At 39.3% G+C, this 24,558-nt stretch carries 22 protein-coding genes; 4 read left to right on the forward strand and 18 right to left on the reverse strand.

Translation table 11 applies throughout. The features are described 5' to 3' along the window. Positions 1-81 precede the first annotated feature (81 nt). From ACUXV0_RS02335 to ACUXV0_RS02350, 4 genes are all read right to left on the reverse strand, one after another. Positions 82-1,782 carry a GMC oxidoreductase gene (locus ACUXV0_RS02335; RefSeq protein WP_446191452.1) on the reverse strand — a complete coding sequence of 567 codons (1,701 nt, stop codon included), beginning with the start codon at positions 1,780-1,782 and terminating at the stop codon, positions 82-84. After that, positions 1,782-3,494, reverse strand: a complete 1,713-nt coding sequence (locus tag ACUXV0_RS02340) for a GMC oxidoreductase (protein WP_446191453.1) — start codon at positions 3,492-3,494, stop codon at positions 1,782-1,784. The genes ACUXV0_RS02335 and ACUXV0_RS02340 overlap by 1 nt, the downstream gene beginning before the upstream one ends. A gap of 82 nt (positions 3,495-3,576) precedes the next feature. Next, positions 3,577-5,286 carry a GMC oxidoreductase gene (locus tag ACUXV0_RS02345; protein ID WP_446191454.1) on the reverse strand — a complete coding sequence of 570 codons (1,710 nt, stop codon included), beginning with the start codon at positions 5,284-5,286 and terminating at the stop codon, positions 3,577-3,579. Between the two features lie 31 nt (positions 5,287-5,317). Then, positions 5,318-5,941 (reverse strand): gluconate 2-dehydrogenase subunit 3 family protein, encoded by a 624-nt coding sequence (locus ACUXV0_RS02350; RefSeq protein ID WP_446191455.1) that lies wholly within the window; start codon positions 5,939-5,941, stop codon positions 5,318-5,320. A gap of 488 nt (positions 5,942-6,429) precedes the next feature. Here ACUXV0_RS02350 and ACUXV0_RS02355 point away from each other — a divergent pair, with 488 nt between their 5' ends. Further along, on the forward strand, positions 6,430-7,743 hold the full coding sequence (locus ACUXV0_RS02355; RefSeq protein WP_446191456.1) for a UDP-glucose dehydrogenase family protein: 1,314 nt from the start codon (positions 6,430-6,432) through the stop codon (positions 7,741-7,743). 7 nt (positions 7,744-7,750) lie between these two features. Continuing rightward, positions 7,751-8,722, forward strand: a complete 972-nt coding sequence (locus tag ACUXV0_RS02360) for a UDP-glucuronic acid decarboxylase family protein (protein ID WP_446191457.1) — start codon at positions 7,751-7,753, stop codon at positions 8,720-8,722. A 103-nt stretch (positions 8,723-8,825) separates the two neighbouring features. On the opposite strand, the gene ACUXV0_RS02365 is transcribed toward ACUXV0_RS02360, so the two are convergent. From ACUXV0_RS02365 to eutB, 6 genes are all read right to left on the reverse strand, one after another. Further along, entirely contained in the window at positions 8,826-9,131 is a 306-nt protein-coding gene (locus ACUXV0_RS02365) for an AtuA-related protein (RefSeq protein WP_446191458.1), read from the reverse strand. Then, positions 9,128-10,435 (reverse strand): acyclic terpene utilization AtuA family protein, encoded by a 1,308-nt coding sequence (locus ACUXV0_RS02370; RefSeq protein WP_446191459.1) that lies wholly within the window; start codon positions 10,433-10,435, stop codon positions 9,128-9,130. The genes ACUXV0_RS02365 and ACUXV0_RS02370 overlap by 4 nt, the downstream gene beginning before the upstream one ends. 1 nt (position 10,436) lies before the next feature. Next, on the reverse strand, positions 10,437-11,732 hold the full coding sequence (locus ACUXV0_RS02375) for a CitMHS family transporter (RefSeq protein WP_446191460.1): 1,296 nt from the start codon (positions 11,730-11,732) through the stop codon (positions 10,437-10,439). A gap of 57 nt (positions 11,733-11,789) precedes the next feature. Then, complete coding sequence (locus tag ACUXV0_RS02380; RefSeq protein ID WP_446191461.1) at positions 11,790-12,812, reverse strand: alpha/beta hydrolase; 1,023 nt, start codon at positions 12,810-12,812, stop codon at positions 11,790-11,792. A 120-nt stretch (positions 12,813-12,932) separates the two neighbouring features. Next, on the reverse strand, positions 12,933-13,391 hold the full coding sequence (locus ACUXV0_RS02385; protein ID WP_446191462.1) for a DUF1569 domain-containing protein: 459 nt from the start codon (positions 13,389-13,391) through the stop codon (positions 12,933-12,935). Then, positions 13,392-15,710: an ethanolamine ammonia-lyase subunit EutB gene (gene eutB / locus ACUXV0_RS02390; RefSeq protein ID WP_446191463.1), complete on the reverse strand. Its 2,319-nt coding sequence runs from the start codon at positions 15,708-15,710 to the stop codon at positions 13,392-13,394. It abuts the gene before it with no gap. A gap of 205 nt (positions 15,711-15,915) precedes the next feature. Here eutB and ACUXV0_RS02395 point away from each other — a divergent pair, with 205 nt between their 5' ends. Beyond that, a complete protein-coding gene (locus ACUXV0_RS02395; protein WP_446191464.1) occupies positions 15,916-17,025 on the forward strand; it encodes an endo-1,4-beta-xylanase in 1,110 nt (369 codons plus the stop codon). 124 nt (positions 17,026-17,149) lie between these two features. Then, positions 17,150-18,406, forward strand: a complete 1,257-nt coding sequence (locus ACUXV0_RS02400; protein ID WP_446191465.1) for an alkaline phosphatase family protein — start codon at positions 17,150-17,152, stop codon at positions 18,404-18,406. On the opposite strand, the gene ACUXV0_RS02405 is transcribed toward ACUXV0_RS02400, so the two are convergent. From ACUXV0_RS02405 to ACUXV0_RS02440, 8 genes are all read right to left on the reverse strand, one after another. Further along, on the reverse strand, positions 18,392-18,781 hold the full coding sequence (locus tag ACUXV0_RS02405) for a DUF3703 domain-containing protein (protein WP_446191466.1): 390 nt from the start codon (positions 18,779-18,781) through the stop codon (positions 18,392-18,394). The two genes, ACUXV0_RS02400 and ACUXV0_RS02405, sit on opposite strands and share 15 nt — an antisense overlap. Positions 18,782-18,850: 69 nt before the next feature. Beyond that, a complete protein-coding gene (gene uvrC, locus ACUXV0_RS02410; RefSeq protein WP_446191467.1) occupies positions 18,851-20,665 on the reverse strand; it encodes an excinuclease ABC subunit UvrC in 1,815 nt (604 codons plus the stop codon). Between the two features lie 5 nt (positions 20,666-20,670). Next, on the reverse strand, positions 20,671-21,807 hold the full coding sequence (locus ACUXV0_RS02415) for a nucleotidyltransferase family protein (RefSeq protein ID WP_446191468.1): 1,137 nt from the start codon (positions 21,805-21,807) through the stop codon (positions 20,671-20,673). Next, on the reverse strand, positions 21,794-22,675 hold the full coding sequence (locus tag ACUXV0_RS02420) for a serine kinase (RefSeq protein WP_446191469.1): 882 nt from the start codon (positions 22,673-22,675) through the stop codon (positions 21,794-21,796). The genes ACUXV0_RS02415 and ACUXV0_RS02420 overlap by 14 nt, the downstream gene beginning before the upstream one ends. A 2-nt stretch (positions 22,676-22,677) precedes the next feature. Continuing rightward, a complete protein-coding gene (locus ACUXV0_RS02425; protein ID WP_446191470.1) occupies positions 22,678-23,082 on the reverse strand; it encodes a lasso peptide biosynthesis B2 protein in 405 nt (134 codons plus the stop codon). Further along, positions 23,054-23,326 carry a PqqD family protein gene (locus ACUXV0_RS02430; RefSeq protein ID WP_446191471.1) on the reverse strand — a complete coding sequence of 91 codons (273 nt, stop codon included), beginning with the start codon at positions 23,324-23,326 and terminating at the stop codon, positions 23,054-23,056. The genes ACUXV0_RS02425 and ACUXV0_RS02430 overlap by 29 nt, the downstream gene beginning before the upstream one ends. 5 nt (positions 23,327-23,331) lie before the next feature. Then, positions 23,332-24,114: a DUF3822 family protein gene (locus ACUXV0_RS02435; protein ID WP_446191472.1), complete on the reverse strand. Its 783-nt coding sequence runs from the start codon at positions 24,112-24,114 to the stop codon at positions 23,332-23,334. Then, entirely contained in the window at positions 24,107-24,556 is a 450-nt protein-coding gene (locus tag ACUXV0_RS02440) for an NUDIX domain-containing protein (protein ID WP_446191473.1), read from the reverse strand. The genes ACUXV0_RS02435 and ACUXV0_RS02440 overlap by 8 nt, the downstream gene beginning before the upstream one ends. Between the last annotated feature and the right edge of the window lie 2 nt (positions 24,557-24,558).

Raw genomic sequence — 24,558 nt, forward strand, 5'->3', positions numbered from 1 at the left:
AACAAGCCAAAATGAAGTATTACTTAAAAAAGTGATCGTTATAGTTTGGTTGCCAAGTACTTTGATTATAAGGTCTTTAGTTTAGCTTAGATTTCCTTTTTTTAATTCTCTAACGGCGTAATCTACAGACCGGGCAGTCATGGCCATATAGGTTAAAGAAGGATTTACACAAGAGGAAGAAGTCATAGATGCTCCATCTGTAACAAAGACGTTTTCTGCTCCCCATACTTGATTCCACTTGTTCAATACTGAGTTCTCTGGGCTAGTACCCATTCTGGCAGTACCCATTTCATGAATGCACCTTCCGTAACCTCTTTTATTATCAAAAGCGATGATGTTTTTTGCTCCGGCAGCTTCTAACATTTCAGCGGCATCATTTTTCATGTCTTCTCGCATCTTACGTTCATTTTCGCCGATTTCAGCTGAAAAATGTAAGACAGGAAGTCCCCATTGGTCTTTTTGACTATCATCAATCCAAACCTTATTGTCAAAATACGGTAAGACTTCGGCAAAGCCAGTGAGCTGCATTTCCCAATTGCCTGGAAGACTAGCAGACCTTTTCAATTCTGTACCGAAACCCTCGCTACTTTCTACTCCTCTGGATCTTTTGCTTTCTCCTTCATAGCCAAAACCCCTAACATAGTCTCGTTTATCTTTACCCACATTTCTGAATCGGGGTATATAAAAACCATTGGGTCTACGGCCGTAGTAATAAAAATCTTCAAAGCCTGGCATTTCAGCCTTTGCTCCGGCATCAAAATGATGATCCATCAAATTATGCCCTAATTGACCACTATCGTTTCCCAATCCATTCGGAAATCGTTTTGAAGTAGAATTCATGAGTATAAATGTACTGGCCATTGCAGAAGCATTTATGAATATAATCGGTGCAAAGTATTCTGATTCTTCTTTGGTAATTTGATCAATCACCCTAACACCAGTGGCTTTATTTTGATTGTCGTCATAAATTACTTGATGAACTATGGCATTAGTCTTGACAGTCAAGTTATCCGTTAATCTGGCTGCCGGTAGAGTAGCCGACTGCGTACTGAAATAAGCCCCATAAGGACAGCCTCGCCAACACATAGCCCTTGATTGACAAGAGGCTCTTCCCAATGCTAATTGTTCTTCTGTCGGTTCAGTAAGGTGAGCTTGTCTGGGCGGAATAACGAACCTATTTGAGAATTTAGATTCTACATGCTTTTTAAGGTGGTTCTCTACACAGGTCAAATCAAACGGTTTCTGAAAAATACTGTCTGGTAGATGCGGTAAGGCTTCATAACTTCCAGAGATGCCGGCAAACTTCTCAACGTAATCATACCAAGGCTCAAGGTCTTTATACCTTATGGGCCAATCTGTACCAATTCCTTCTTTTGCATTCGCCTCAAAATCAAGATCGCTCATTCGTAAGGCTACACGACCCCATGTAATTGATTTACCTCCTAATTGAAAGCTTCTAATCCAGTCGAAACGCTTACTTTCCAGATAAGGATGATCTGTGTCTTTGATAAAATGATGCTTAGAAGCCTCAGTGATGGTATTACCAGAACGAATATGGATAGGGTAATCTTTGGCGACCTCATTACTCACCTTAATATCATGATGCTCAAAATCCCAAGGGTTCATCATTGCAGTATGATAGTCTTTGATGTGCTCTATGTTTTTACCGCGTTCCAGCATCAGGACTTTCAAGCCTTTTTCGGTCAATTCCTTCGCTGCCCAACCACCAGAAATACCTGAACCAACGACGATAGCATCGAATTTTTGCCCATTCTCAATCATTAGATATTGCCTTTTTTAAGCTCCTCTACAGCATAGTTAGCGGCTCTGGCCGTTAACGCCATATAAGTTAATGAAGGGTTTACACAAGAAGATGAAGTCATGGCCGCTCCATCAGTAACAAATACATTTTTTGCTCCCCAAACCTGATTCCAACCGTTTAATACTGAAGTTTTCGGGTCTCTGCCCATTCTGGCAGTTCCCATTTCATGTATACCCACTCCCGGTGATTTCCAATATTCATCTTCTCCTTTAACATTCTTTAATCCTGCGGCTTCCAGCATGTCTTTGGCCTCCTGAAGAATAGTTTTTCGCATATTGATCTCATTTTCGCCCCAGGCTGCATCAAACTCAATATATGGCAATCCCCATTTATCAGTCTTCTTACTTAAAGTGATACGGTTATTTGGATCTGGCAAGGTTTCTCCGAAACCACGCATTCTAAATCTCCAAGGGCCTGGCTTAGAGGCATCCTCTTTCATTTGAGCTCCAAAACTTGCTTCTGAAGGCTGACCTTTTGCTCTGCTGGCACTTCCCTGATAACCAAAACCTCTTACAAAGTCGGTTCTTTTGTCATCACCGTAATTGGCGAATCTAGGAATGTAAATGCCATTAGGCCTTCGACCAAAATAATAATCATCTTCATAACCTTCTACCTCACCAGATGCCCAAACGTTAAGGTGATGATCCATGATATTTCGACCTAGTTGGTCACTATCATTGCCCAAACCATTTTCATGTTTTGAAGATTTTGATTGCATCATTAGCCAGGCCGTATTCATGGCTGAAGCATTCAGAAATATCATTTTACTATAATATTCATGCTCTTCACCAGTCTGTTCATCTATGGTTTTGACACCGATGACTTTATCAGTTTCCTTCTCAAAAATTACTGAGTAAGCAATTTTATGATTGACGATGGTCATATTTCCGGTTTGTGCCGCAGCCGCTAATGCACCACTTTGAGAACTGTAATAGGCTCCGTATGGGCAGCCACGCTTACACATATTTCTAAATTGACAAGCAGATCTACCGAGGTCGGTTTGTTCCTGAGTAGGGGAGGTAAGGTGAGCAGCCCTTCCTATGATCATTTTTCGACCGGGGAAGTTCTTTTCAATAGCTGTTTTGAGATCTTTCTCAACACAATTAAGCTCCATTGGTTTTTGAAATTCACCATCAGGTAATACATCAAGCCCCTCAAGGCTTCCACTTACACCCACAAACTTTTCAACGTAACTATACCAGGGAGCCAGGTCAGCATAGCGGATGGGCCAGTCAACACCATGACCATCCTCTAGGTTAGCCAGAAAATCTTTTTCATTCCACCTGTAACTTTGCTTTCCCCAAGTCAGCGACCTACCACCAGTTTGATAACCTCTGACCCAATCAAAGCTTCGTTTCTCCTCATAATGGTATTCGCTATCTTTCACAAAATGAGGCAAAATGTCTTCAGCATTCGCAAATCCGGCTCTACTTCCTGCCCAATAATCTTTCTTATCCTGGTTAGATAATCTACCCCGGTGAGGAAAATCCCAAGGATTTTTCAACGCATTATCATAGCCTGTAATATGCTCAACATGCCTTCCTCTTTCTATGACGAGTGTTTTTAGGCCTTTTTGTGTAAGTTCTTTTGCAGCCATTCCACCTGACATGCCTGAGCCTACCACTATGGCATCAAAGGTGTTCTGTTCTTTTACTTTTCCTTGGATATTCATTATTTCAATAGGTATACTAATAAAAAAAGCGGTTAGATAATTATACCTAACCGCTTTTAGATTTATGAGAAATCAACTTGTCTTATAAGTTGCCTTTCTTTAATTCTGAAACCGCAAATTCTGCAGCTCTGGCGGTTAATGCCATGTAAGTAAGAGATGGATTCACGCAAGATGAGGAAGCTAAAGCAGCACCATCTGTCACAAATACGTTCTCAGCTCCCCAAACTTGATTATGCTTATTTAAACATGAGTTAGAAGCATCTGTACCCATTCTGGCTGTACCCATTTCATGGATACCAATTCCTGGTGCTTTTTCTTCATCTTTATAACCATATACATTCTGGAAACCGGCAGCTTCAAGCATAGCCACCGCTTCATCACGCATGGCCACTCTCATTTTCTGCTCGTTTTCGCCCCAAGCTGCGTCAAATTCAATCACTGGTAATCCCCACTGATCTTTTTCGTCAGTAAGCGTCATTCTGTTGGTAGGGTCTGGAAGTGTTTCACCAAACCCACCGATACCTACACCCCATACGCCTGGAAGTGAAGCAGATTCTTTAAATTCAGCACCGAAAGTAGTACCTACATCCACGCCTCTTCTTCTTGAGGCTCTACCCTGATAACCGAACCCTCTAGTAAAGTCTCTCTTATCGTCTCCCCAGTTTGTAAATCGAGGAATATAAATACCGTTAGGTCTGTTACCAAAGTGGTATTTATCAAGGAAACCTTCAATAGTTCCGCCGGCACCTGAAGCAAGGTGGTGATCCATGATGTTTCTTCCTAATTGATCAGACTCATTACCAAGACCATTCGGGTGACGAGATGATGTAGACTGCATCATGATCCATGCAGAGTTCAAGGCAGATGCGTTTAAGAAGATAATCTTAGCAAAGTACTCTACCTCCTCCTTAGTGTTTTGATCAATGGCTCTTACCCCGGTAGCTTTACCCAGTTCCTCATCAAAAATAACCTGATAAACGATTTTATCGTTGATCATGGTTAAGTTCTCTGTCTTTTTGGCTGCCGGTAATGTGGCTGATTGTGTACTGAAGTATGCACCATAAGGACACCCTCTGATACACTTATTTCTAAATTGACAGCTAGATCTACCTAAGGTTAATTGTTCCTCAGTAGGTGCTGTAAGATGGGCAACTCTACCAATTGTTAGATGACGACCCGGGAAGTTTTTCTCGATTCCTTCTTTTAGATGTTGCTCTACGCAAGTCATCTCCATTGGCGGCTGAAATTGACCATCAGGTAGAACGTCTAAACCTTCTCTTTGGCCAGAGATTCCGGCGAAGCGTTCTACGTAATCGTACCATGGTGCCAAATCACTATAACGAATTGGCCAGTCTGTTCCTACACCTTCTTCAAGGTTCGCGGTGAAATCTCTTTCGTTCCATCTGTAAGACTGACGACCCCACATCAAAGATCTACCACCAGTATGGTATCCTCTGATCCAGTCAAAACGTCTTTTTTCCTTGTACGGGTGATCTGTGTCTTTTACGAATAAAAATCTGTTCTCTTCACTTGCCGCATAACCTGTTCTTTTTACAGCCCAATAATCTTCTGCAGCTTGTTTATCAATTCTGCCTCTGTGTGGGAAATCCCAGCTCTCTTTCATGGCATCGCGGTAACCAGTGATATGTTCAACATGATTACCTCTCTCCAACATCAATACCTTAAGTCCTTTTTCTGTAAGTTCTTTCGCAGCCCATCCACCGGATACACCTGAACCTACTACTATTGCGTCAAAAGTGTTTTGCTCTTTTGCTTTTCCTTGAATATTCATTTTTAAATTTTTCTTCTGATAGGTTAAGTAATTATCCTAGGGCGTATGCTTTTTGTCCTTCTTTTAGAGGAATACATCCTTCAAATCTTCCTGGAATTGGTACATAATCTAATTCCTGTGTCATTCCTACTTCAGAAGTGAAATATCCGAAAAGGGTAAGTTCTTTGATAAGAGTGAAGAAAGGAGTGACTGGTTCTTCTGCCGCTGAACCCTCTTTCACCTTTCCTGTTTCAGGATCAATCTGCTCTTCTTTTGCTTTCTGAGCTTCATTGGCTGCTTCAGTTTCCATTGCTTTTACAACTTCAATCTGCTGCTCATTAGTTAACGATGTAAAAGAGCTGCCTAGTTCTTTAGATTTCTCTTCAACTAGTGAAAGACCTTTCTTAAAGTGCTCACCTTGGGCATCTGAGTAACAATCTTTAATCATCATTTCAATGAACGGGCCTACTCCAACTTCTTTAGCACCCGGAGTATCGGTAGCAGGAATAATAATGTCGGCAAACTGTGCCACAATTTCTTGATAGTCTGCTGAAAGGCTGAAAGGAGCTGAAGCGTCTTTGGTGGTACAACCTTCTAGAAGAGCAACCATCGTAGGTGCCGAAAGTGCACCTCCCATTAAGACGGCTACTCTGTTTAATGCGTCTCTTCTATTCAATTTAATAGATATTTTATAGGTTAATAAGTCAAATTAGTTGGTGCTAAAATTACCGTAAAAGGAAGAAGCAGCCAAAATTTCAACGCCAAATATTGCTATTTCTTGCTGTAAAAGTGCAGTCTTCCTTTTGTCTAACTATTGATAGTTGCTGTATCAGCAGACTCTGTTGATTAAGCACAGAATTTTAGTGATCAAACCTTAGCCAAGTTTCAGGTAGTCAAATTCTCCTTCGAATTTTTAAGTTGGATAAGAATAGTACAATAATGTTGATGCTGGTATTCCGTATTAAAAGAGTAAGGATGAAGTAAGAGGGTGATATTGAAAAGTCAACATTGAAGTATGTGAATGTAAGACTTTTGATAGTAAAATGTCTATTAACTCTTACATCAGGTAGGTAGTATGGAGGCTTTTTTATTTTAAGGTATTAGGATTATTAGAGAGTTCAATTACCTTTGTTGCTACAAATAGAAATACTAAATTCTTAGAATATGAAAATAGCAGTAGTCGGTACGGGTTATGTAGGTTTAGTTTCAGGAACATGTTTTTCTGAAACAGGTAATTATGTGACCTGTGTAGATATTGATCCCAAAAAAGTAGAAAGTTTAAGAAAAGGAAAGCTTACAATTTACGAACCCGGTCTTGAGGTGTTATTTGAAAGAAATACCAAAGCAGGTAGACTTCAGTTTACAACATCACTTGAAGAAGGTATAAAAGATGCTGAGGTTATTTTCCTTGCACTTCCGACCCCTCCTGGAGAAGACGGCTCTGCAGATTTAAAATATATATTGGGTGTGGCTGATGATTTAGGTAAAATCCTTGATCATTATGCGGTTATTGTTGATAAAAGTACAGTTCCGGTTGGAACAGCTGAAAAGGTCACTGCAGCCATCGCAAAAAACGCAAAGGTTGACTTTGATGTGGTTTCTAATCCTGAGTTCCTGAGAGAAGGGGTGGCGGTAGATGATTTCATGAAGCCAGATAGGGTAGTGGTAGGAACAGAATCTGAAAGAGCTAAGAAAGTAATGGAGAAACTATATGCTCCTTTGGTACGTCAGGGAAATCCTGTCATTTTCATGGATGAGCGTTCTGCAGAAATGACAAAATATGCTGCCAACTCTTTCTTAGCTATGAAAATTACTTTCATGAATGAAATAGCAAATCTATGCGAGAGAGCTGGTGCAGATGTAGATAATGTAAGAAGGGGGATTGGTACAGATAGTAGAATAGGTAAGCGTTTCTTGTTCCCGGGTATAGGATATGGTGGAAGTTGTTTCCCAAAGGATGTACAGGCCTTAGGTAAAACTGCAAAGGAGTTTGATTATGATTTTAAAATCTTGAACTCTGTAATGAAGGTTAATGATAAGCAGAAGACTAAACTGATGCCTATTATTAAAGACCATTTTGGTGGAGACTTGAAAGGTAAAACCATAGCTCTGTGGGGATTAGCGTTTAAGCCGCATACAGATGATATCAGAGAAGCACCAGCATTATATAATATCAAATCGCTGAGAAGAGCCGGTGCGAAAGTGGTGGTTTTTGACCCTGAGGCCATGGATAATGTGAAAGGAGTGGTAGGTAGAAAAGTGAAATATGCCAAAAATATGTATGAGGCTTTGGAAGGAGCTGATGCATTGATGATTATGACCGAATGGCCGGCGTTCAGAACTCCTGATTTTGATAAAATAAAGGCTTCTTTGAAAAATAATGTGATCTTTGATGGCAGAAACCTTTATTCACTTTCTGAAATGGAAGAGAAAGGATTTGTTTATCATTCAATCGGACGAAAGTCAATCAATGCCTAACAGTTAAATGAAAAGAATTTTGATTACGGGTGGAGCTGGTTTTTTAGGCTCACACCTCTGTGACAGATTTATAAAGGAAGGTTACCATGTCATAGCTATGGATAACCTAATTACCGGTGATTTAAGGAATATTGAGCACCTGTTTAAGCTTGAGAATTTTGAGTTTTATCATCATGATGTTTCAAAGTTTATTCATGTGCCAGGAGACTTAGATTACATTCTTCACTTTGCTTCACCAGCAAGCCCGATTGATTACCTAAAGATTCCTATTCAAACGCTTAAAGTGGGGTCACTGGGGATTCATAATTGCCTTGGACTTGCAAGGGTTAAAAATGCACGAGTTCTTATTGCTTCAACGTCAGAGGTTTATGGTGACCCACTGGTGCACCCTCAAAATGAAGATTACTGGGGACATGTGAATCCTGTAGGGCCAAGAGGTGTATATGATGAAGCCAAGCGTTTTCAGGAAGCCATGACTATGGCTTACCATACCTACCATGGCGTGGAGACTAGAATCGTTCGTATTTTTAATACCTACGGGCCAAGAATGCGACTGAACGACGGACGCGTGTTGCCAGCCTTTATAGGTCAGGCTTTACGTGGCGAAGATTTAACGGTATTTGGTGACGGTAGTCAGACACGCTCATTCTGTTTTGTAGATGATCTTGTAGAGGGTATTTACAGATTATTACATTCTGATTATGCACAGCCTGTAAACGTGGGTAACCCAAATGAAATTACAATTGGGGAGTTTGCTGAGGAAATCATAAAACTGACAGGCACAGATCAAAAAGTGATTTACAAAGACCTGCCAAAGGATGATCCGAAGCAGCGTAAACCGGATATCACCAGAGCCAAAGAGATTTTAGACTGGGAGCCAAAGGTTGACCGATCTGAAGGCTTAAAACTTACCTATGAATACTTCAAAGGATTCTCAAAAGAGCGTCTTTATGATGAAGCAAAGCATAGAGAGTTTTAAATAAGAGTTTTGATATTGTGAAAAAGACCTCCAAAGTGAGGTCTTTTTTTGTGAACGGCTATTTCTGAAAAGGCTTTAGCCATCACACAATTATCCGTGAATTTCAAAGTTCAATTTCCATTTCTAAGAGGGCAGAGCTTAAACATTTTCCATGGGCATCCAGAGCCAGCGAAGTAGTAACTCCACCCGCAAGGGCATCTTCACATACAAATAATAAAGAAGAGATATTTTCCAATTCAAATCGCTTTATTTCACCCTTTAAATGTTCAGAAAGATGTTTTTTTACTCGCTCTACAGTAATTTTTTGACAAAGCAATTTATAATGATCTTCTTGAAATGGAATAAGTGAAAGTGTAGAAATATTACCTTTGTCGCCAGCTCTGCTATGTGCTATTTCGTATAGTTTCATTCCAGTAATAAAGTTTTAGCTTTTGCCATATCCCTGTTTAAAAATATTGAGTGGATACCCACCACTTCTTTTACCTGCTTTCTTACTCCGCCACCGCCGGCTGGTCCATTGGTATAAAGTGCTTCTACTTCTTCTCCTATGCGTTTGGCCGTATTCTCGTCATTGCATTTAGCTGCTATTCGTAATCTGACTTCCAAAATATCATTGCCAAAGTTCTTCCCTTTTACAATGGCATTTTGACCAATAAAATCTACCCTTATATCTTCGGTCAAATGTTCAAGTCTCTTTTTTAAAATATCTGCAGCCAGCTCGGCTCTTTGAAGTGAATCTGTTCCTGTATAAGAAATTTCGCCTTCACCCATGTAAAAAGCTCTGTATCCTACACTTACTTTTAATTTCTCTGGTGCTGGTTTTCCGGTTCCTCCTGTCACTTTGACTAAGTCTTTATCTAATTTTTCTAAACGTACGGTAGAGAAGTCCGCAGTAATATCAGGAGTTTGGTATGCGTATGGGTTAATTACTTCATAGAGCAATTGCTCTTTAACTGTCTGAAGATTTAATAGGCCACCGGTACCCTTGATTTTTGAGAATAGTGCTGTTCCATCGGCAGATATTTCTGCGAATGGATGCCCCAGATTAGCTGGATCTGGGACCTGCTTTTTGGTAGTGTCCATAAAATATCCACCTGTCAATTGCCCGGCACATTCCAATAAATGACCTATTACGGTTCCCTGCCCCAGCAGGTTTTCAGTTTCCCAGCCAAATTCATGAATCATAGGAGCCAGAAATAAAGAAGGGTCTGAAACACGACCTGTAATAATGATCTGTGCATCTATTCTGAGGGAGTCCAGAATTCCGTTGACACCCATATAGGCATTTGCAGAGAGAATTTCACCAGATTCTTTGATTGCCTTTTGGCTTTCAAGGGTTATTTCGTTCCCTGTTAACTGCTCTAAAACATCATCGCCATATACAGCGGCAATTTTTATTTTGATACCTTCCTTTTGAGCAATTGATAGGGCTTTTTTTGCAGCAGCAATTGGATTTGCGGCACCCATATTGGTAATAAGTGTTATTTTATTTTTTGCCAAATAGGGTAGCAGACTGCTTATTCTTCTTTCTAAGAAAGGGTCAAACCCAGAATTGGGATCTGCCATCTTTTGTTTTTGGGCCAGAGCAATGGTACGCTCTGCAAGGCATTCCAGAACCAGGTAATTCAGATTTGCCTTATCTGCTAAAAGAACAGCTGGCTCCAGTCTGTCACCAGAAAAACCAGCCCCACATCCAATTCTTATTTTTTTCATATTAAATACCTATTGAACCAGTAAGTAGAGCTGCTAAACTCATAATTATAGTAGTACCCCAGGCCCACAAGAAGGTATGTTTCTGGTGGTCATCCAGCTCTACTTCTGCCAGCCCTATTAAGAGAAATGTAGATGCAGTAAGCGGACTCAGCGGAAAGCCCACTGTCATTTGTCCAAGTAATGCTGCCCTGCCCATTTGAAGGGTGTCCAGGTTCAATTGGGTCGCAGACTCTGCCAAAACAGGCAGCACCCCAAAATAATAGGCATCTGGCGTAAACAAAACACTAGCCGGCATACTGGTGATGGCGGTTAGTATGGGTAGGAGATTTGCATGGCCATCTGGGATAAGGCTCACCAGGGAATTTGACATTTCATTAATCATTCCCGAGCCATTCAATATTCCTGAGAAAATACCCGCAGCAAAAATAAGGCTGGAAACCATGAAAATATTGTTTCCATGTTTGGAGACTACTTTTTTCTGATCCTTTAGTTTTGGGTAATTGATTTGTAAAACCACCATAGAGGCTATAACAAATAAAACAGGAGCAGGCACCCAGCCTTCCATAAGGCAGATGATAAGGAGTATGGTGAGTAAGGCATTAATGAAAATTAACTTAGGCCTTCTGAGCAATCGCTGTTCTTCTGTGAGTTCCTGCTGATGGTTATAGGTGAAATCAAGGACGCCTAGGCGGTTTCGTTCTTTTTTACCCCATAAATAGGCCACAAATAATACCCACAGAATGCCAGCACAAATGGCTGGAATATTTGGGTTAAATATCTGAACACTGTCTGTCTCTAATACAGAAATAGCTCTGGCAGAGGTGCCAGACCATGGTACCAGGTGAATAGGACCCACCGCCATAGCCACTACGCCAGAAAGTACCAATTTGTTCATTTTTAAAGCCTTATAAATTGGCAAGAAAGCAGAAAGTACAATCATGAAAGTGGCAGTGCCATCGCCATCCAGGTGAACAATCATGGCTAAAATAGCTGTACCGATCACCACTTTTAGCGGGTCTCCCTTTACAGTTTTAATGATAAATGAAATGACCGGGTCAAAAAGACCGGCATCAAGCATGGTGGCAAAATACAATACGGCAAACATGAGTAAGATTCCGGTAGGAGCTACCTGCTTTATTCCTTCCAGACCAAATTTTCCAATTTCTACGGGGCTAAAACCGGCCAGTAAGGCTACCAAGACAGGCGTTAATACCAAAGCCGCCATCACAGACACTTTCTTACTGATTATGAGAGCGAGGAAAATTAGAATAATAGCAAAACCGAAGACTGCCAGCATACGAAGAATGAGATTATTGCTTTATGGGCATATTATAGTTGTAAAGAATTGAGAATTTTAGTCTTGCTCAAATTCCAGATGATCATTGAAAAAAGGTAACATGGCATTGAGCACTCGGCCATCCATTGTCCATATTTTGTTGATATGATCACCTATGTATTCTTCTGCGTAATGATTAATGCCCAGGTTCTCAAGCTTCACACTGAAAAGCATGTTTTGCTGAGGAAAACGCGGGGCATCATTTCTACCCCAGTCCAGTTTTATGCCTGAATACTGCTTTAGATTTTCGGCATACTGGTTAAGCATTTCCACCGGCATATTGGCATGCCATTTATCTAAGATTTCCTGATGAATAATCAGCGAATCACCTTGGTATGTAAATGGCATGTCACAGTAAAAAGGCGGTTTATCAGGATTAGGAGACCAGGCTCTGCCTACAGCTACTAATACTTTTGGATAATAGGTTTTCCTTAATTCTTCTACGGTCTTTACTTCTTGCAGCTCTTTAAAAGAACGGCTGTTAGGACCAAACTCTTTTACAAAAGCCATTAAACCCGGACTCATTCCGTACATTACAGAAAAGGTCTCCGGGTGTAGCATCCCTATTTTCAGAGCCCCATAACCACCCATAGAATGTCCACCAATAGCCCTGCTATTTCTATGCGGAATGGTTCTGAAATGGTTATCCATGTAATTCACCAGTTCGGTAGCAGTAAAGGTGTCCCAGTCACCTATAAAGTCTGACTTACTGTAAAAACTACCTTGAAAAAGGGTGTTCTGGTCAGAAATCACCAGGATATAGGGTCTGATTTTCTGTTTTGATACTGCGGCATCCAGCACTTGCTTCATCATAGGATAAATGCTGTCAGTACCCGTGAAACCATGCAGGTAATAAACTACAGGGTATCGTTGGTCTGAATTTTCATAGCCCGGTGGCAGATAAACAGAACACTTTCGGTTTGGGTTTTCACCGGCGTCATTTATGAGAGCCTTTGAGTTTAGAGTAAAGGTGACCACCTTGCCGTTTTGTGCATTAAGGGCAATGGGTATGAAAAGAATTAAAGCAATTCTAAGAAGCATAGGTAAAGTTTATTTTCAATAGGTACAGCGAATATAGCCCTGAAAAATAAACCTACCTAAAATTATTGTCTCTTATTGTGACAATAAAATATTGAATATTCTTTAATCTCTAATTTAAACTTATATTCCAAACTGTGATAAATGATGGTCCAGGTGTTTTGCAAACATGATTGACCATTCATCTTTTGTCAATTTTCCAAATGACAGGTTTTCTTTTCCATCAAAATGATTTGCTCCTAGTTTTTGAGTCTTAAGAATGAAGTCGATGAGTCTTTTCTTTTCTGTTTCAAAATCGCGATCATCTGTAATAAGAAAGGCCGGTGCTGTTCTGGTATTCTTTTTATACGGTTTGGAGCCTACTACCATGTTTTTGACAAACATTTTTAACATCAATTTCATCAAACCCTTAGGTGCCGGGTGCTTGTCTTCATAGGTCATTTCATAGGCTACAGAGAGGTGAGCCAGCATTTGAGAAACTGTCATCTTGCCCCAAATAGGCTGTGAATTAGGCTTTAGTGAGTTTATTCTGGCAATTACCTGATCTGCATACTCTTTGTCAAAACTCCGGGTGTAGTTCATTTATGTTAATTTTTGTAGTTCTACTTTTCTTTCTTTTATGATTCTCAAAACGGTTTTGGCGGCCTCTTCGGGCTTTAATGCAGTATCCGAAATTCCAGAAACCACACGGGTAATGTCATGGTCAATATTTCCTTTTTGATTCCAGGTGACCGCATTTGCCACGGTAATATAAACTGAAAAATTATGATGACCGCTTCCAGGTCTTTCGCCAATGATGTGAATCAATGTTTTAAACTGTTTTGAATCCTTACTTCCAAGCAGAATTTCTCCTGCAGCGTATCCTGCTCTCACACGGCCATTGGTAAAGAATGGGATAGCTGAATTTATACTCATCTCAGATTGAGAAGCCAATTTTGAAAAAGACTCCAGAAAGGGCTTAAGGTGGTTTTCGTCCATTATGGCTCTTGCGTTTAGCCCATCTGATATTACAATTTGAACCTCACCCTTCACATTTGATTTCAATGGTTTTAACTGAGCAATAGAAACATCAGAAAGCTGTTCACCACTTACAGGGTGATAAACATAGTCTTTTCTATCTAATGATTGGGTAGTAACAGGTACTGTCCCTGGAATAGTTGAAACAAACGAATCTTCTAGGGGCGTCCATAAACTCACTTTGGCATCTTCATATAAAGTTTTGGTTTCTTTGGCCAGTTCAGGTTCCGGGTCCCAATAATTATCGCCATATCCTCGAGAAACAGGCACACCTCTATTCTTAATTCTAACCAAAGCTTGTTCTGCTTCAATTTTGATTTGATCAAATGATCTTATATCTCCTTTTGCTTTTAAAAATTGGTAATAGACCCAAATGGGGTCTCCAAAATGTTCAGTTGGTTTGCCGCTTTCATCTATAACCCCTAATTTTTTGAAGAAAGCCCACATATCGTCATTGATTTTGTATCCAAACTTCTCTCTTATTTTTAAATGATTATGAAAAGCAGTAGTGAGGTAGCTGAGCATCGGATCATTTTTGGTAGGCAAGGCCATGAGATAAGCCGGGTTTGCGGGCATAATTTGTTCAATGCACCAGTCGAGTTCTTCCAGCGTCACATCCATATGGAGAGTAGAACAGATATCGAGGCCGATAGTCAAACCATGTAATTTGCCCATAACGGTATCTTCCAGACAGCAGCGAACTAATTGTTCCTTGGTTTTGAAAACCTCTGGGCCAATAAACCCGGCTACGTCATTGACATGAACCCATGGTTTGGGTTGTCCTTCTGGCGTCTGATTTTCAATTTGCTGTTTCAAAGCTCTCAAAAAACCATATTTTCGAGACTCATGGATGACCATGTCGAATCCCTCGCCATGTCCATTTGTGAAATCAGCCCCCTGGCCGGTTTCTGCGTAGAGTCCAAACTTTCCGGTTTTATTAGAAACATGATTCTGCATTTTTTCAATGGTCAGATCAAAGGTCTGATTTGCATTGACAGTGCCGGCGAGGCTTTGGAACCAAATACCGGTGGTGCCGGGTTTTTGATTTTCGGCGGCAGACTGTACATCTATATGTGCTAATACACAATTGGAAATGGTATTTTCAAGCTCAAAAGTCTGGATAATATCAAACAAAGCTTCTTCAATAGCGGCTACAGATTTCACCTCACTGGAAACCGGATTTGTACCTAAAACCAGATCACCCACAGCGTATGACCAGGCATTGAAAACCTGCCAGATGATATCCTCAGTATTGTCTGTGGGGGAGTTTGGCTGTACACGGGCACTCATGTAGCCTTTGGCTCCAATTTTACTGTTTGCTAAAGGGTTAAAGACTTTTTGACCTATGATGATCAGCTCTTCATTCGTACAGAGTTTTACCAAGCATCCTACCTGATCACTGTTTAAAAAGGGCGTCACCTTTTTTATTTCTTCTTCTGTCTCTGTAAGAATAAACTCTTTCAGATGTCCTAAGGTCCACTGATCAAATTCGCTGTCTACTAGAGTAGTTTTTGAAATAAGAGTAAATAATTCATCCTCAAAAAGAGTGTGAATTTTAATATCTTGTAAAGAAGTATTGCTTAAAAGTTGGCGAGCATACATCCTGGTCGTTTCATCTTTTGCCGCAAGGCCTATGGCCTCATCTCCTTCCTTAAATTCGTTAGCCGCTCCAATTATTTGACAATACCGATTTTGGGCAAAACCACCTTCAGTCCGTTTCAGATATTCTATTATACCCTCTGCAGATTTAGGTTTTGACAGAGAAACGAGAGAGCTTTTTTGAACTATCGGCTCAGATTTAAAACTGCAACTTTTCAGAAGGGCTAATGCCGGTGCGGTTAATCCAAGTGCCGTCAAAAACTGTTTTCTATTTAGCTCTTTCATAAGATCTTAAGTATTCTGATCCTTAATTTAATCAGAATTTTAGTGAATGTGACTTTCCTTAAAATTTAAAATTTTGGGAAGAGTAATGTCAGTTTTATACATTCTAACGGCCTCTGTTTGCAACCGATTGAAATATAATTTTACTGTTATTACTTTGGATTAATTAAAAAGTGTAATTTTGACAATTAAAAATACCTATCTAATTATGAAATTGAGAGTACTACCATTGGCATTTGTGGCTGTATTGGCCTGGTCTTGTAAAGAAAAAACTGCGGAAGAAGTAAAGCCTGAAAGCATAAAAGAGCTTTTTGCTGAAGACTTTTTAATTGGTACGGCTGTTAACAATGGCCAAATAAACGGAGATGCGTCGCAAGCTTCTCTAATAGCAAAGGAGTTTAACGTATTAACTGCAGAAAACGTGATGAAGTCTTCACTGATTCACCCTGAGGAAGACACCTACAATTTTGAAATGCCTGATAAGCTTTTTGCTTTGGCAGAAAAAAATGGTCAAAAAGTGCACGGTCATACGCTGGTGTGGCATTCTCAGCTTTCTCCTTTTATAGCAGCTATAGAGGATTCTGCTTCTATGGCAGAAGCTTTAAAAGCTCATATTGAAGCTGTGGCAGGTAGATACAAAGGCAAAGTCTATAGCTGGGATGTGGTTAATGAAGCTGTAGAAGGCGATGGCTCTTTAAGACAGTCTGTTTTTTTGAAAACAATGGGAGAGGGATATTTGCCATGGGCGTTTAAAATGGCAGCAGAAGTAGAGCCAGATGCAGATTTGTATTATAATGATTACAGCATGACGGGTAAGGCAAAACGTGATGGAGTCATTAAAATGGTAAAGAAGATTCAGGAAAGTGGGGCTAAAATAGACGGAATAGGAATGCAAGGTCACTGGCATATGGATTTCCCTACTATTCAAGAGATAGAGGAAAGTATATTGGCCTACAGTGCATTAGGCTTAAAAGTGGCAATTACTGAATTGGATATTGATGTATTGCCAAACCCTCAAGGAGTGAGCGGTGCTGAGATTAGTCAAAGTGCTGAACTAAAGGCTGAGCTAGACCCTTACACAGATGGTTTACCAGCAGATGTAAGTGCTGCTTTAGCGAAAAGATATGCAGATATTTTTGCTCTTTTTTATAAGCATAGAGATAAGATAGATCGTGTAACCTTCTGGGGAGTAAATGACGGTGATAGCTGGAAAAACGGATTCCCTGTACAGGGAAGAACTAACTACCCTTTATTATTTGATAGAAATAATCAAAGAAAAGAAGCGTACGATGCCATTATGAAAGTTAAGGATAAATAAACTAACCTAAATCCATACAGAGCCGAGAAGTTTATGCTTTTCGGCTTTTTTTATGCCTCAGATGTCTATTGACTCTTCTTTCAGAAGCAATATTGAGCTAATTTTAGGGCCACTAAAATGATATATGAAAAAGTTATTAGTTGTATTTTTCTTAGTAGGGGGGCTCTCTGCCAAAGCACAGAGCTATGAAGAATCAATAGCCAAAGAGTTTATTTCAAATGATATTCTTAATTCTGAGGAGTCTATGCGTAAACCCTATGTCATAATGGTGTCAATAGACGGATTCAGACATGATTATGCAGAGAAATTTCAGGGAGAGAATATTTTGAGTATCAAAAAAAATGGAGCCTCTGCAGAAAGACTCATACCTTCTTTTCCTTCTAAAACTTTCCCCAATCACTATACATTGGTGAGCGGTCTGTATCCGCAAAATCACGGAATAGTGTCGAATTCATTTTATGATAAAGAACGTGAAACCAAATACGCTATCCCAATAAGAGAAGTGGTGGAGGATGGCTCATGGTACGGTGGGGTGCCACTATGGAATCTGGCTCAGCAACAAGAAATGGTTTCTGCTAGTTTCTTTTGGGTCGGTTCTGAAGCGAATGTAAACGGTTTGCACCCCAAATACTATTATACATATGATAAACAGCTACCCTATGAACACAGGATACAGCGTGTTTTAGAATGGCTGAAATTACCGGAGAAAGAAAGGCCACATTTAATAACTCTTTATTTCTCATTAGTAGATACACAGGGACACCGATTTGGGCCAGATTCAGAAGAATGTAAAGAAGCTGTGCTCTACGTAGATCAGCAAATAGGTGCTCTGCAAGAAGGATTAAGAAAGAGTGGATTGCCCGTTACTCTTCTGGTAACAGCAGATCATGGGATGTCACCGGTTACGTCTTTTATTAATATACACGACTATGTTACCGTAGACCCTGAAAAGTTTTACAGCGGGCCCGTGGCTATGATTTATACAGAAAATAAAGAGGAAACAGATACGCTATTTCAGAAACTTATAGGAGCAGAAAACCTGAGAGTTTACCGCAAAGAAGAAGTGCCTGCCTATCTTAATTTTTCAAATGGAGAAAAAATTGGTGATCTGGTACTCATAACAGAATCTCCCTACACCATCATTTACTCAGAGGAAGATCGTCAGATGACATACCCCGGTGGTACACATGGCTATGACCCTTATGAAGATCAGAATATGGGAGCCTTATTTTGTTTAAGTGGACCAGAAATTAAGGAAAACTACACTGTTTCAGCCATTGAAAATATTCATGTATATCCTCTGGTAGCTCATTTACTAGGACTAAAAATTAGTCAGAAAATTGATGGGGATTTAGAGAAAGTCAGATCAATTCTTAAGTAATTCAGAAGTTGTAGTCTTCATTAATATGTCTTTAAGCTCTGGCTCTATTTCATAGGACTTCAATGGAGGAACATTAGAACCACCGGGGTTTCCTACCGGGATTACACCTACAAAGGATTTAACCCCACCGGTAAAGAGTCTCAAAATTTGCCCAAAAACTTCTTTTGCACTCTTTATTTTGAAACCAAAAAGAAGCATTTTCCAGTGAACCTCAGAATGAGTGAGCGGGTATTTCTGACCTAAGATATGAGCCCGTTCAAGGCTTCTCCATGCTGCTTGCAGATTGTTGGTTTCCATATGAGCGTCATATGAAACTAATTCTGAATAGTAAAAAGGCTTTAATGCCGCGGGCATGGAGGTATTAAATAGTGACATTTTATAAGGAACTGATTTATTCAAAAATAGAAATCAGACCCATGCAATACCGCTGCATACCTTCTTTAATTACTCACTTTCACTTAGGAATTCCCGAATACGTCTGGCCTTATCTTTTCCTAAAACCTCTATTAGCTCTTCCTGAGAGGCATTTCTAATGTTTTGAATGGTTTTGAAATGCTTAAGTACTTTTGTGGCAGTGGGCTTTCCTATGCCCGGTATTCCTTCTAAGCTGCTAATAAGAAATCCTTTGCTACGCCTGTTTCTATGATGGGTGATACCAAACCTGTGGGCCTCATCACGGGCCCGTTGTATAAGTTTTAAAGATTCAGACTTCTTATCAATATAAATAGGCAAAGTATCCTCTGGGAAGTATATTTCTTCCAGTCTTTTGGCTATGCCAATGATTGGTATTTTACCATATAAGTTTAGCTCTTTCAGGGCTTCTACAGAGGCAGATAGTTGACCTTTTCCTCCATCAATAACTATTAGATCTGGAAGGTCTTCTTTTTCTTCAAGTAGTCGTTTATATCTCCTGTAAACCACTTCTCTCATGGTTCCAAAATCATCTGGACCTACTACAGTTCTGGGAATATAATGCCTGTATTCTTTTTTACTGGGCTGGCCATTTCTGAAAAGTACCATGGCACTTACAGGATTTGTACCCTGTATATTAGAGTTATCAAAACACTCAATATGCCGAGGGATCTCCTTTAACTGCAGATCTTGTTTTAGTTTAATAAGAACTCGGTCACGTTTATTTGTTGCTCCACTCTTAGCAATAGCCTCACGCTCTGCTTTTTCATGTCTGAAATACATGACATTTCTAAGAGCCATTTCTATTAGCTTCTTCTTATCACCTATTTTAGGTACCGTGATATTGGCTTTAAGGTCAGTGTCCAGATCTATGTTCGCTATGATTTCTTTGGCCTTACTATCATACTGAGTTCTTATCTCAAAGATGACCTTCTCCAGTATTTCATCATCTGGTTCTTCCAGCTTCTTTTTCACTTCAAAAGTTTGAGTCTGGGTAATAGTACCATTACTGATTTTCAAATAACATACATAGGCGGCGTCCTGATCAGATTGTATACCAAAGACATCTGCGTCATTAATAGACGGATTTACTACAGTGGCCTTTGACTGGTAATTCTGGAGGAATTCTAGTTTTTGTTTAAACTCATGGGCTTTCTCAAAGGCTGTATTAGCCGCAGCCTCCATCATTTTCTCTTTAAAGTATTCCTTTGCCGGAGCAATATTTCCCTTAAGAATGTGATGAACCTGGTCAATCTCCTGCATGTAATCTGCTTCATCTTGCAATCCCTCACAAGGGCCCAGACAGTTGCCAATATGATACTCTAAACAGAGTTTATACTTTCTGGCCTCTACATTTTCTTCAGATAAGACATACTTGCAGGTACGAATGGTGTAAAGCTGAGTGAACATGTCAAGCAGAGCATGCATAGCCTTAACATTTACATAGGGTCCGTACATTTTACCCTTCTTTTTATCCTCTATTCTTCTGGTTTTAATGAGTCTGGGAAAACGCTCATTGGTAACGCAGATGTATGGGTAATTCTTATCGTCTTTAAGCATGATATTGAACTTCGGCTGAAGCTCCTTAATCATGTTGTTTTCCAGCAGAAGTGCATCGTACTCTGAATGCACCACGGTATATTCCAGATTTCTGATACTTACCACCAATCGCTTAGTTTTACGATCTGCTCTATCAAAATTATAGAAATAGCTGCTTATTCTATTCTTCAGATTCTTTGCCTTACCTACGTAGATGATAGTACCTTTTTCATCAAAGTATTTGTAAATGCCAGGCTCATTTGGCAACAGAGGAATCTGTGTTTTATAATCAAATTTTATGGAAGCCATAAAAATCAGGAACGAATTCTGTGAAATATATAAGAGATAATTTTCCCAAGAAAGTTCAAAAAAGTATAGTTCTCAGGTAAAGAATAGATCCTTTTAGGTTCTAAGGGGTTCGGGGCTGAGAAAGCGTGATAGTAATTGAGAAAATATTGAGTAAGTGAAAATTTTTTATCCTGAGAGTTTATAAATAGTCTTTCATATCTAAGTCTGGTTAATGGCATGTCCCAATTTTCACCAAGGTTCCAATAATTAATTATTTGTTCTTCAGTTTTCAATTCCTTCAGAGTATGACCTTTCAATTCTTCTGGAATTGGAGTTTTTAAATACTTATTAATTAAATATATACCTGTTTTAAAATGAAGCAATAGTTTAAAGTCAGCCATTTTAGCTAAGTTCTTTTCCCAATTGATTAAACTACCTTTTTTCATTATCAGAACGGAGAAATCAACAAGGCTCTTCATTCTTAACCATAATTCTTTACCTCCATGGTGATTTAGAATTGTAAACAATAGTCTTTCTTCCTCTGAATATTCTGGATTAAAGAGTAGATCATTAGGTAATTGATTTGGCAAGACAGGATAATTGAAATCCCAATGTAGATCTATTTGAATATTATTCTTGATTAAGGTTACTTCTTTTATAAATTTAGATTCACTAATGGCTTGAAACTTATCAATTTGGATTTCCTCTTTACTGAAGTGACTAATAGAAGAATAACCCAAATCAGTTAAAATCATTAAGGCACTTACAAGTTGATTTTTAGACACGAAAAGATCAAGATCGCCGCTGGCCCTTATATTATCCGGGAACAAGCTCTCTGTTAGCATAATTCCCTTAAAAGCGGCAATTGGGATATTTTCCTTTTGAAATTCCTTTTTTAGGATTTCCCACTCTTTCATTAAAATCAAGTTCATTGTAGCTTGATTTACTAAAAAAGTATTTAACCTGTCATGCAGGTATTTGGGAAGTTCACCGGTGTTTTGAATTGAATAAAGGGATATTAAAGGATTCAAACTATGCAGAGTTTGAACTTTTAAAAGTTTAGTCCAATTGACTTCATTTGATTCAATCTTATTCAACGGCATTTGAAACAAGTAAGCCTTTGAGAGATCGAGCATGAATTGTACTTCTTTATTCGGCTGCATAAGATCTCACATAGTTTTGAAGGTTGTCAAATCCTTCTGGTCTTTGAATAAAATTCATTGCAACTTTCGATGCTAAATTACTTGATTGAAGAAAGTGGTTTTTGGTTTGTTCTCCTTTCAATAGCTGATTAGGCAATGGGAAGTGCTTCAATAGCTCAATAGGGGCTTTAAATGAAGGTACAGCTCCACTCTCGAATAGATTGAGAATATTTATGGCTGATAACTCAACAGGTTGGTCAGAAAAACTATCAAAGGGCTGCGAAACCAAAAACTTATCGCCTCCCTCAAAGGAAGGTGGCAAATGAGAATAATCAATTCCTAGTCCAATCAGGGCTTTTTTCCAAACTTTGAAATGGGGGTAGGCCGGGGAAACAAACCATTTACCATCCGTCTTCTTTAAAACCACAAGGTCGTCTGAAAGTACAGTTTGTCCACTTTGCCAAAAAGCGGTAGCCGTTGTTGATTTGCCAGCCCCAGGTTCACCCAGAAAAACATGAGCTTTATGATTGATTTTTACTGCACTGGCATGTAATACAAAATAACCTTTCAAAAACAGGCAAATTCCTAAGGCTTCACTAATAAGGAAAAGTTTAAAAGTCTCAATTTCATCAATAAGTACCCTGTATTTAATCAGCGAATCTGTTATTGCAAACACAACCAGCCCTGGCCAGTATAAAAGTACTTTATCATCCTTAAAGGCTATTTCTGCTTGAATATTCTTTCTGAATACCTGAGTTTTTTCTGTGTTAGGTATTTCAATTTCGCCATCTCTAATTTCTATTGAAAAATCGTTTTCAGATGATAGGGGTAGAAGGTTTGATAAATCAAGATCCGTAAGTATGGTTTGACCGAAGGCTTTAAATTTCATTCCTATTCCCATATCCATAAAGGTAAGTATTGAAAGTCAGGAACATCGCCAATGAGTACCTTCCCCTGCTGCTCACACCATGCATGAGCATCTAAATTCATTTTTTCTGAAGCCTGGACTCCAATGACCAATATTACATTATAGGGCCTAGCCATTTTTTTGAATACCAGGGCCTGAGGTAAGCAAGTAAAATGCTTGGGAGAGACTGTGGCCGCTCTCTGAATGGCTTGTTTTAATTCATCGAAATCATATTCTTCCGTATCAAGTTCAGCGTACCATTTTTTGAAAGTCTCAAAATTTTTAAACCTCAATTGAGTTTTTATTTGAATCATTCTCAAAAGAACCTGCCAAAAGAGCCACTTTTCTTTGGAAGACCAGCTAAGATATTTTTTCAACAAGTTTTTCATCCATTAACTCTTTGAGCAGCTGCTCTATATCACCTTTACAATCATCCACCGTAGTTTCATATTGTTCAGCAATAGAAACGGATAGTTCATCTAAGGTAGCTGGTCCTGATTCCAATATTTTCCAGACAGATGACCCTACATCGTTAAGATTGAAGTAGGTGCCGGCCTCATGATTAAGTATTACAGACTCTCCACCCATAGAAGTGGAGACTTGTAGATTACTTAAAGTATATTTTTCTTCCATTGATATTAAACACGCTTAGAAGCACAAAATAGTAAGAAATATCGGTGTTTTGGGCATTCCTGAAAATACTGTGAAAACTGAATACCAGACACCTGCTGTGCCAAGCTAACTTGTGGCAGCCTGGCTTTAAGTTGTTTGTATTCTAATGCATACTCTGTAACCTCGCCACAAATTTCTATTGGCTTGATTTCAAAATCTTCGATAAGCCTTAAGAAATCCTCAAATGACTTTGCATGATATATGTTAGAGGACTGACCTCCGGTAAAAAGACTCACCCCAAACCTATGAAAAATGATGGTCGGTTTTTCTAAAACAGAATCCGCTAATACAATTTTTGCTGGCTTATCCTGGCGGTAGTCTTTAAGTAATTGCAGTAGGTCTTCTGTTGAATTAACTGCAAAACTACCATTCTCTGTTTTGGTAATATGAGCGGATTCAATGGATGAGTTGGACAACTGTTGTAACAAGCTTAATCCATGCTTTGCATCCAATTCAGCCGGAACAAAGGTCTTATGTTCGCCGTGAATGAGAAAGATGACGTCTTTCCAGAATCTGGCCGAAAGAAGTGTATGATCCTCAAATAGCTGTTTAATTCTGGCATTTTTGCTTTGAGGATAAATTGGGAAGTCCTCCAGCCAAACAATTCTGGATCTTTTGTCTTTGACAATGAACCTGAAAAAGGAATCGCTGATTTCACAGATAAGAGTAGACTCAGGAATATGTTCTATTTCAAATCTGTCATCTTTAACAGAATAGCTAGACGATATTTGGATATTTTCTTTAATCAAAATTGATGTAGTTTTTAAGGAAATAGGGTTTTGCTTCTTTTGGGAGTTGATCAAATTCAGATTTACTGAACCAAGCTAATTCAGATAAAACGTCCACTTCTTCAGGATCAAAACCTAATCTTGCGTTGGTGTTATTGGTATTGACTTCAAAGTATAATTCAATGGCATGCAAAGGGTCGTCAATAAACTCTCTTTCTATTAAGAAACTACCGACTTTAACATTCAGGTTAGTTTCCTCTTTGAATTCTCTTTTTAAAGCTTCCTCAATCGACTCTCCAGTTTCTGGTTGACCTCCGGGAACATTCCAAAAATATCCCTCCGGGCCTATAGCCTCATGTTTTAAAAGTAGAATTTTACCCTTATGAACCAGGCAGCCACATACTCTGACACGTATTCTATTGCCATATTTTTCCTCGATTTGCTGAGCAAGGTTGTCTGCCATTT

The organism is Jiulongibacter sp. NS-SX5 (assembly GCF_052828545.1).

Coding starts and splice junctions, on each gene's coding strand:
- ACUXV0_RS02335 (WP_446191452.1), bottom strand. CDS start 1,782: ATGATTGAGAATGGGCAAAAATTCGATGCTATCGTCGTTGGTTCAGGT.
- ACUXV0_RS02340 (WP_446191453.1), bottom strand. CDS start 3,494: ATGAATATCCAAGGAAAAGTAAAAGAACAGAACACCTTTGATGCCATA.
- ACUXV0_RS02345 (WP_446191454.1), bottom strand. CDS start 5,286: ATGAATATTCAAGGAAAAGCAAAAGAGCAAAACACTTTTGACGCAATA.
- ACUXV0_RS02355 (WP_446191456.1), top strand. CDS start 6,430: ATGAAAATAGCAGTAGTCGGTACGGGTTATGTAGGTTTAGTTTCAGGA.
- ACUXV0_RS02360 (WP_446191457.1), top strand. CDS start 7,751: ATGAAAAGAATTTTGATTACGGGTGGAGCTGGTTTTTTAGGCTCACAC.
- ACUXV0_RS02365 (WP_446191458.1), bottom strand. CDS start 9,131: ATGAAACTATACGAAATAGCACATAGCAGAGCTGGCGACAAAGGTAAT.
- ACUXV0_RS02370 (WP_446191459.1), bottom strand. CDS start 10,435: ATGAAAAAAATAAGAATTGGATGTGGGGCTGGTTTTTCTGGTGACAGA.
- ACUXV0_RS02375 (WP_446191460.1), bottom strand. CDS start 11,732: ATGCTGGCAGTCTTCGGTTTTGCTATTATTCTAATTTTCCTCGCTCTC.
- ACUXV0_RS02380 (WP_446191461.1), bottom strand. CDS start 12,812: ATGCTTCTTAGAATTGCTTTAATTCTTTTCATACCCATTGCCCTTAAT.
- ACUXV0_RS02385 (WP_446191462.1), bottom strand. CDS start 13,391: ATGAACTACACCCGGAGTTTTGACAAAGAGTATGCAGATCAGGTAATT.
- eutB (WP_446191463.1), bottom strand. CDS start 15,710: ATGAAAGAGCTAAATAGAAAACAGTTTTTGACGGCACTTGGATTAACC.
- ACUXV0_RS02395 (WP_446191464.1), top strand. CDS start 15,916: ATGAAATTGAGAGTACTACCATTGGCATTTGTGGCTGTATTGGCCTGG.
- ACUXV0_RS02400 (WP_446191465.1), top strand. CDS start 17,150: ATGAAAAAGTTATTAGTTGTATTTTTCTTAGTAGGGGGGCTCTCTGCC.
- ACUXV0_RS02405 (WP_446191466.1), bottom strand. CDS start 18,781: ATGTCACTATTTAATACCTCCATGCCCGCGGCATTAAAGCCTTTTTAC.
- uvrC (WP_446191467.1), bottom strand. CDS start 20,665: ATGGCTTCCATAAAATTTGATTATAAAACACAGATTCCTCTGTTGCCA.
- ACUXV0_RS02415 (WP_446191468.1), bottom strand. CDS start 21,807: ATGCAGCCGAATAAAGAAGTACAATTCATGCTCGATCTCTCAAAGGCT.
- ACUXV0_RS02420 (WP_446191469.1), bottom strand. CDS start 22,675: ATGAAATTTAAAGCCTTCGGTCAAACCATACTTACGGATCTTGATTTA.
- ACUXV0_RS02425 (WP_446191470.1), bottom strand. CDS start 23,082: ATGAAAAACTTGTTGAAAAAATATCTTAGCTGGTCTTCCAAAGAAAAG.
- ACUXV0_RS02430 (WP_446191471.1), bottom strand. CDS start 23,326: ATGGAAGAAAAATATACTTTAAGTAATCTACAAGTCTCCACTTCTATG.
- ACUXV0_RS02440 (WP_446191473.1), bottom strand. CDS start 24,556: ATGGCAGACAACCTTGCTCAGCAAATCGAGGAAAAATATGGCAATAGA.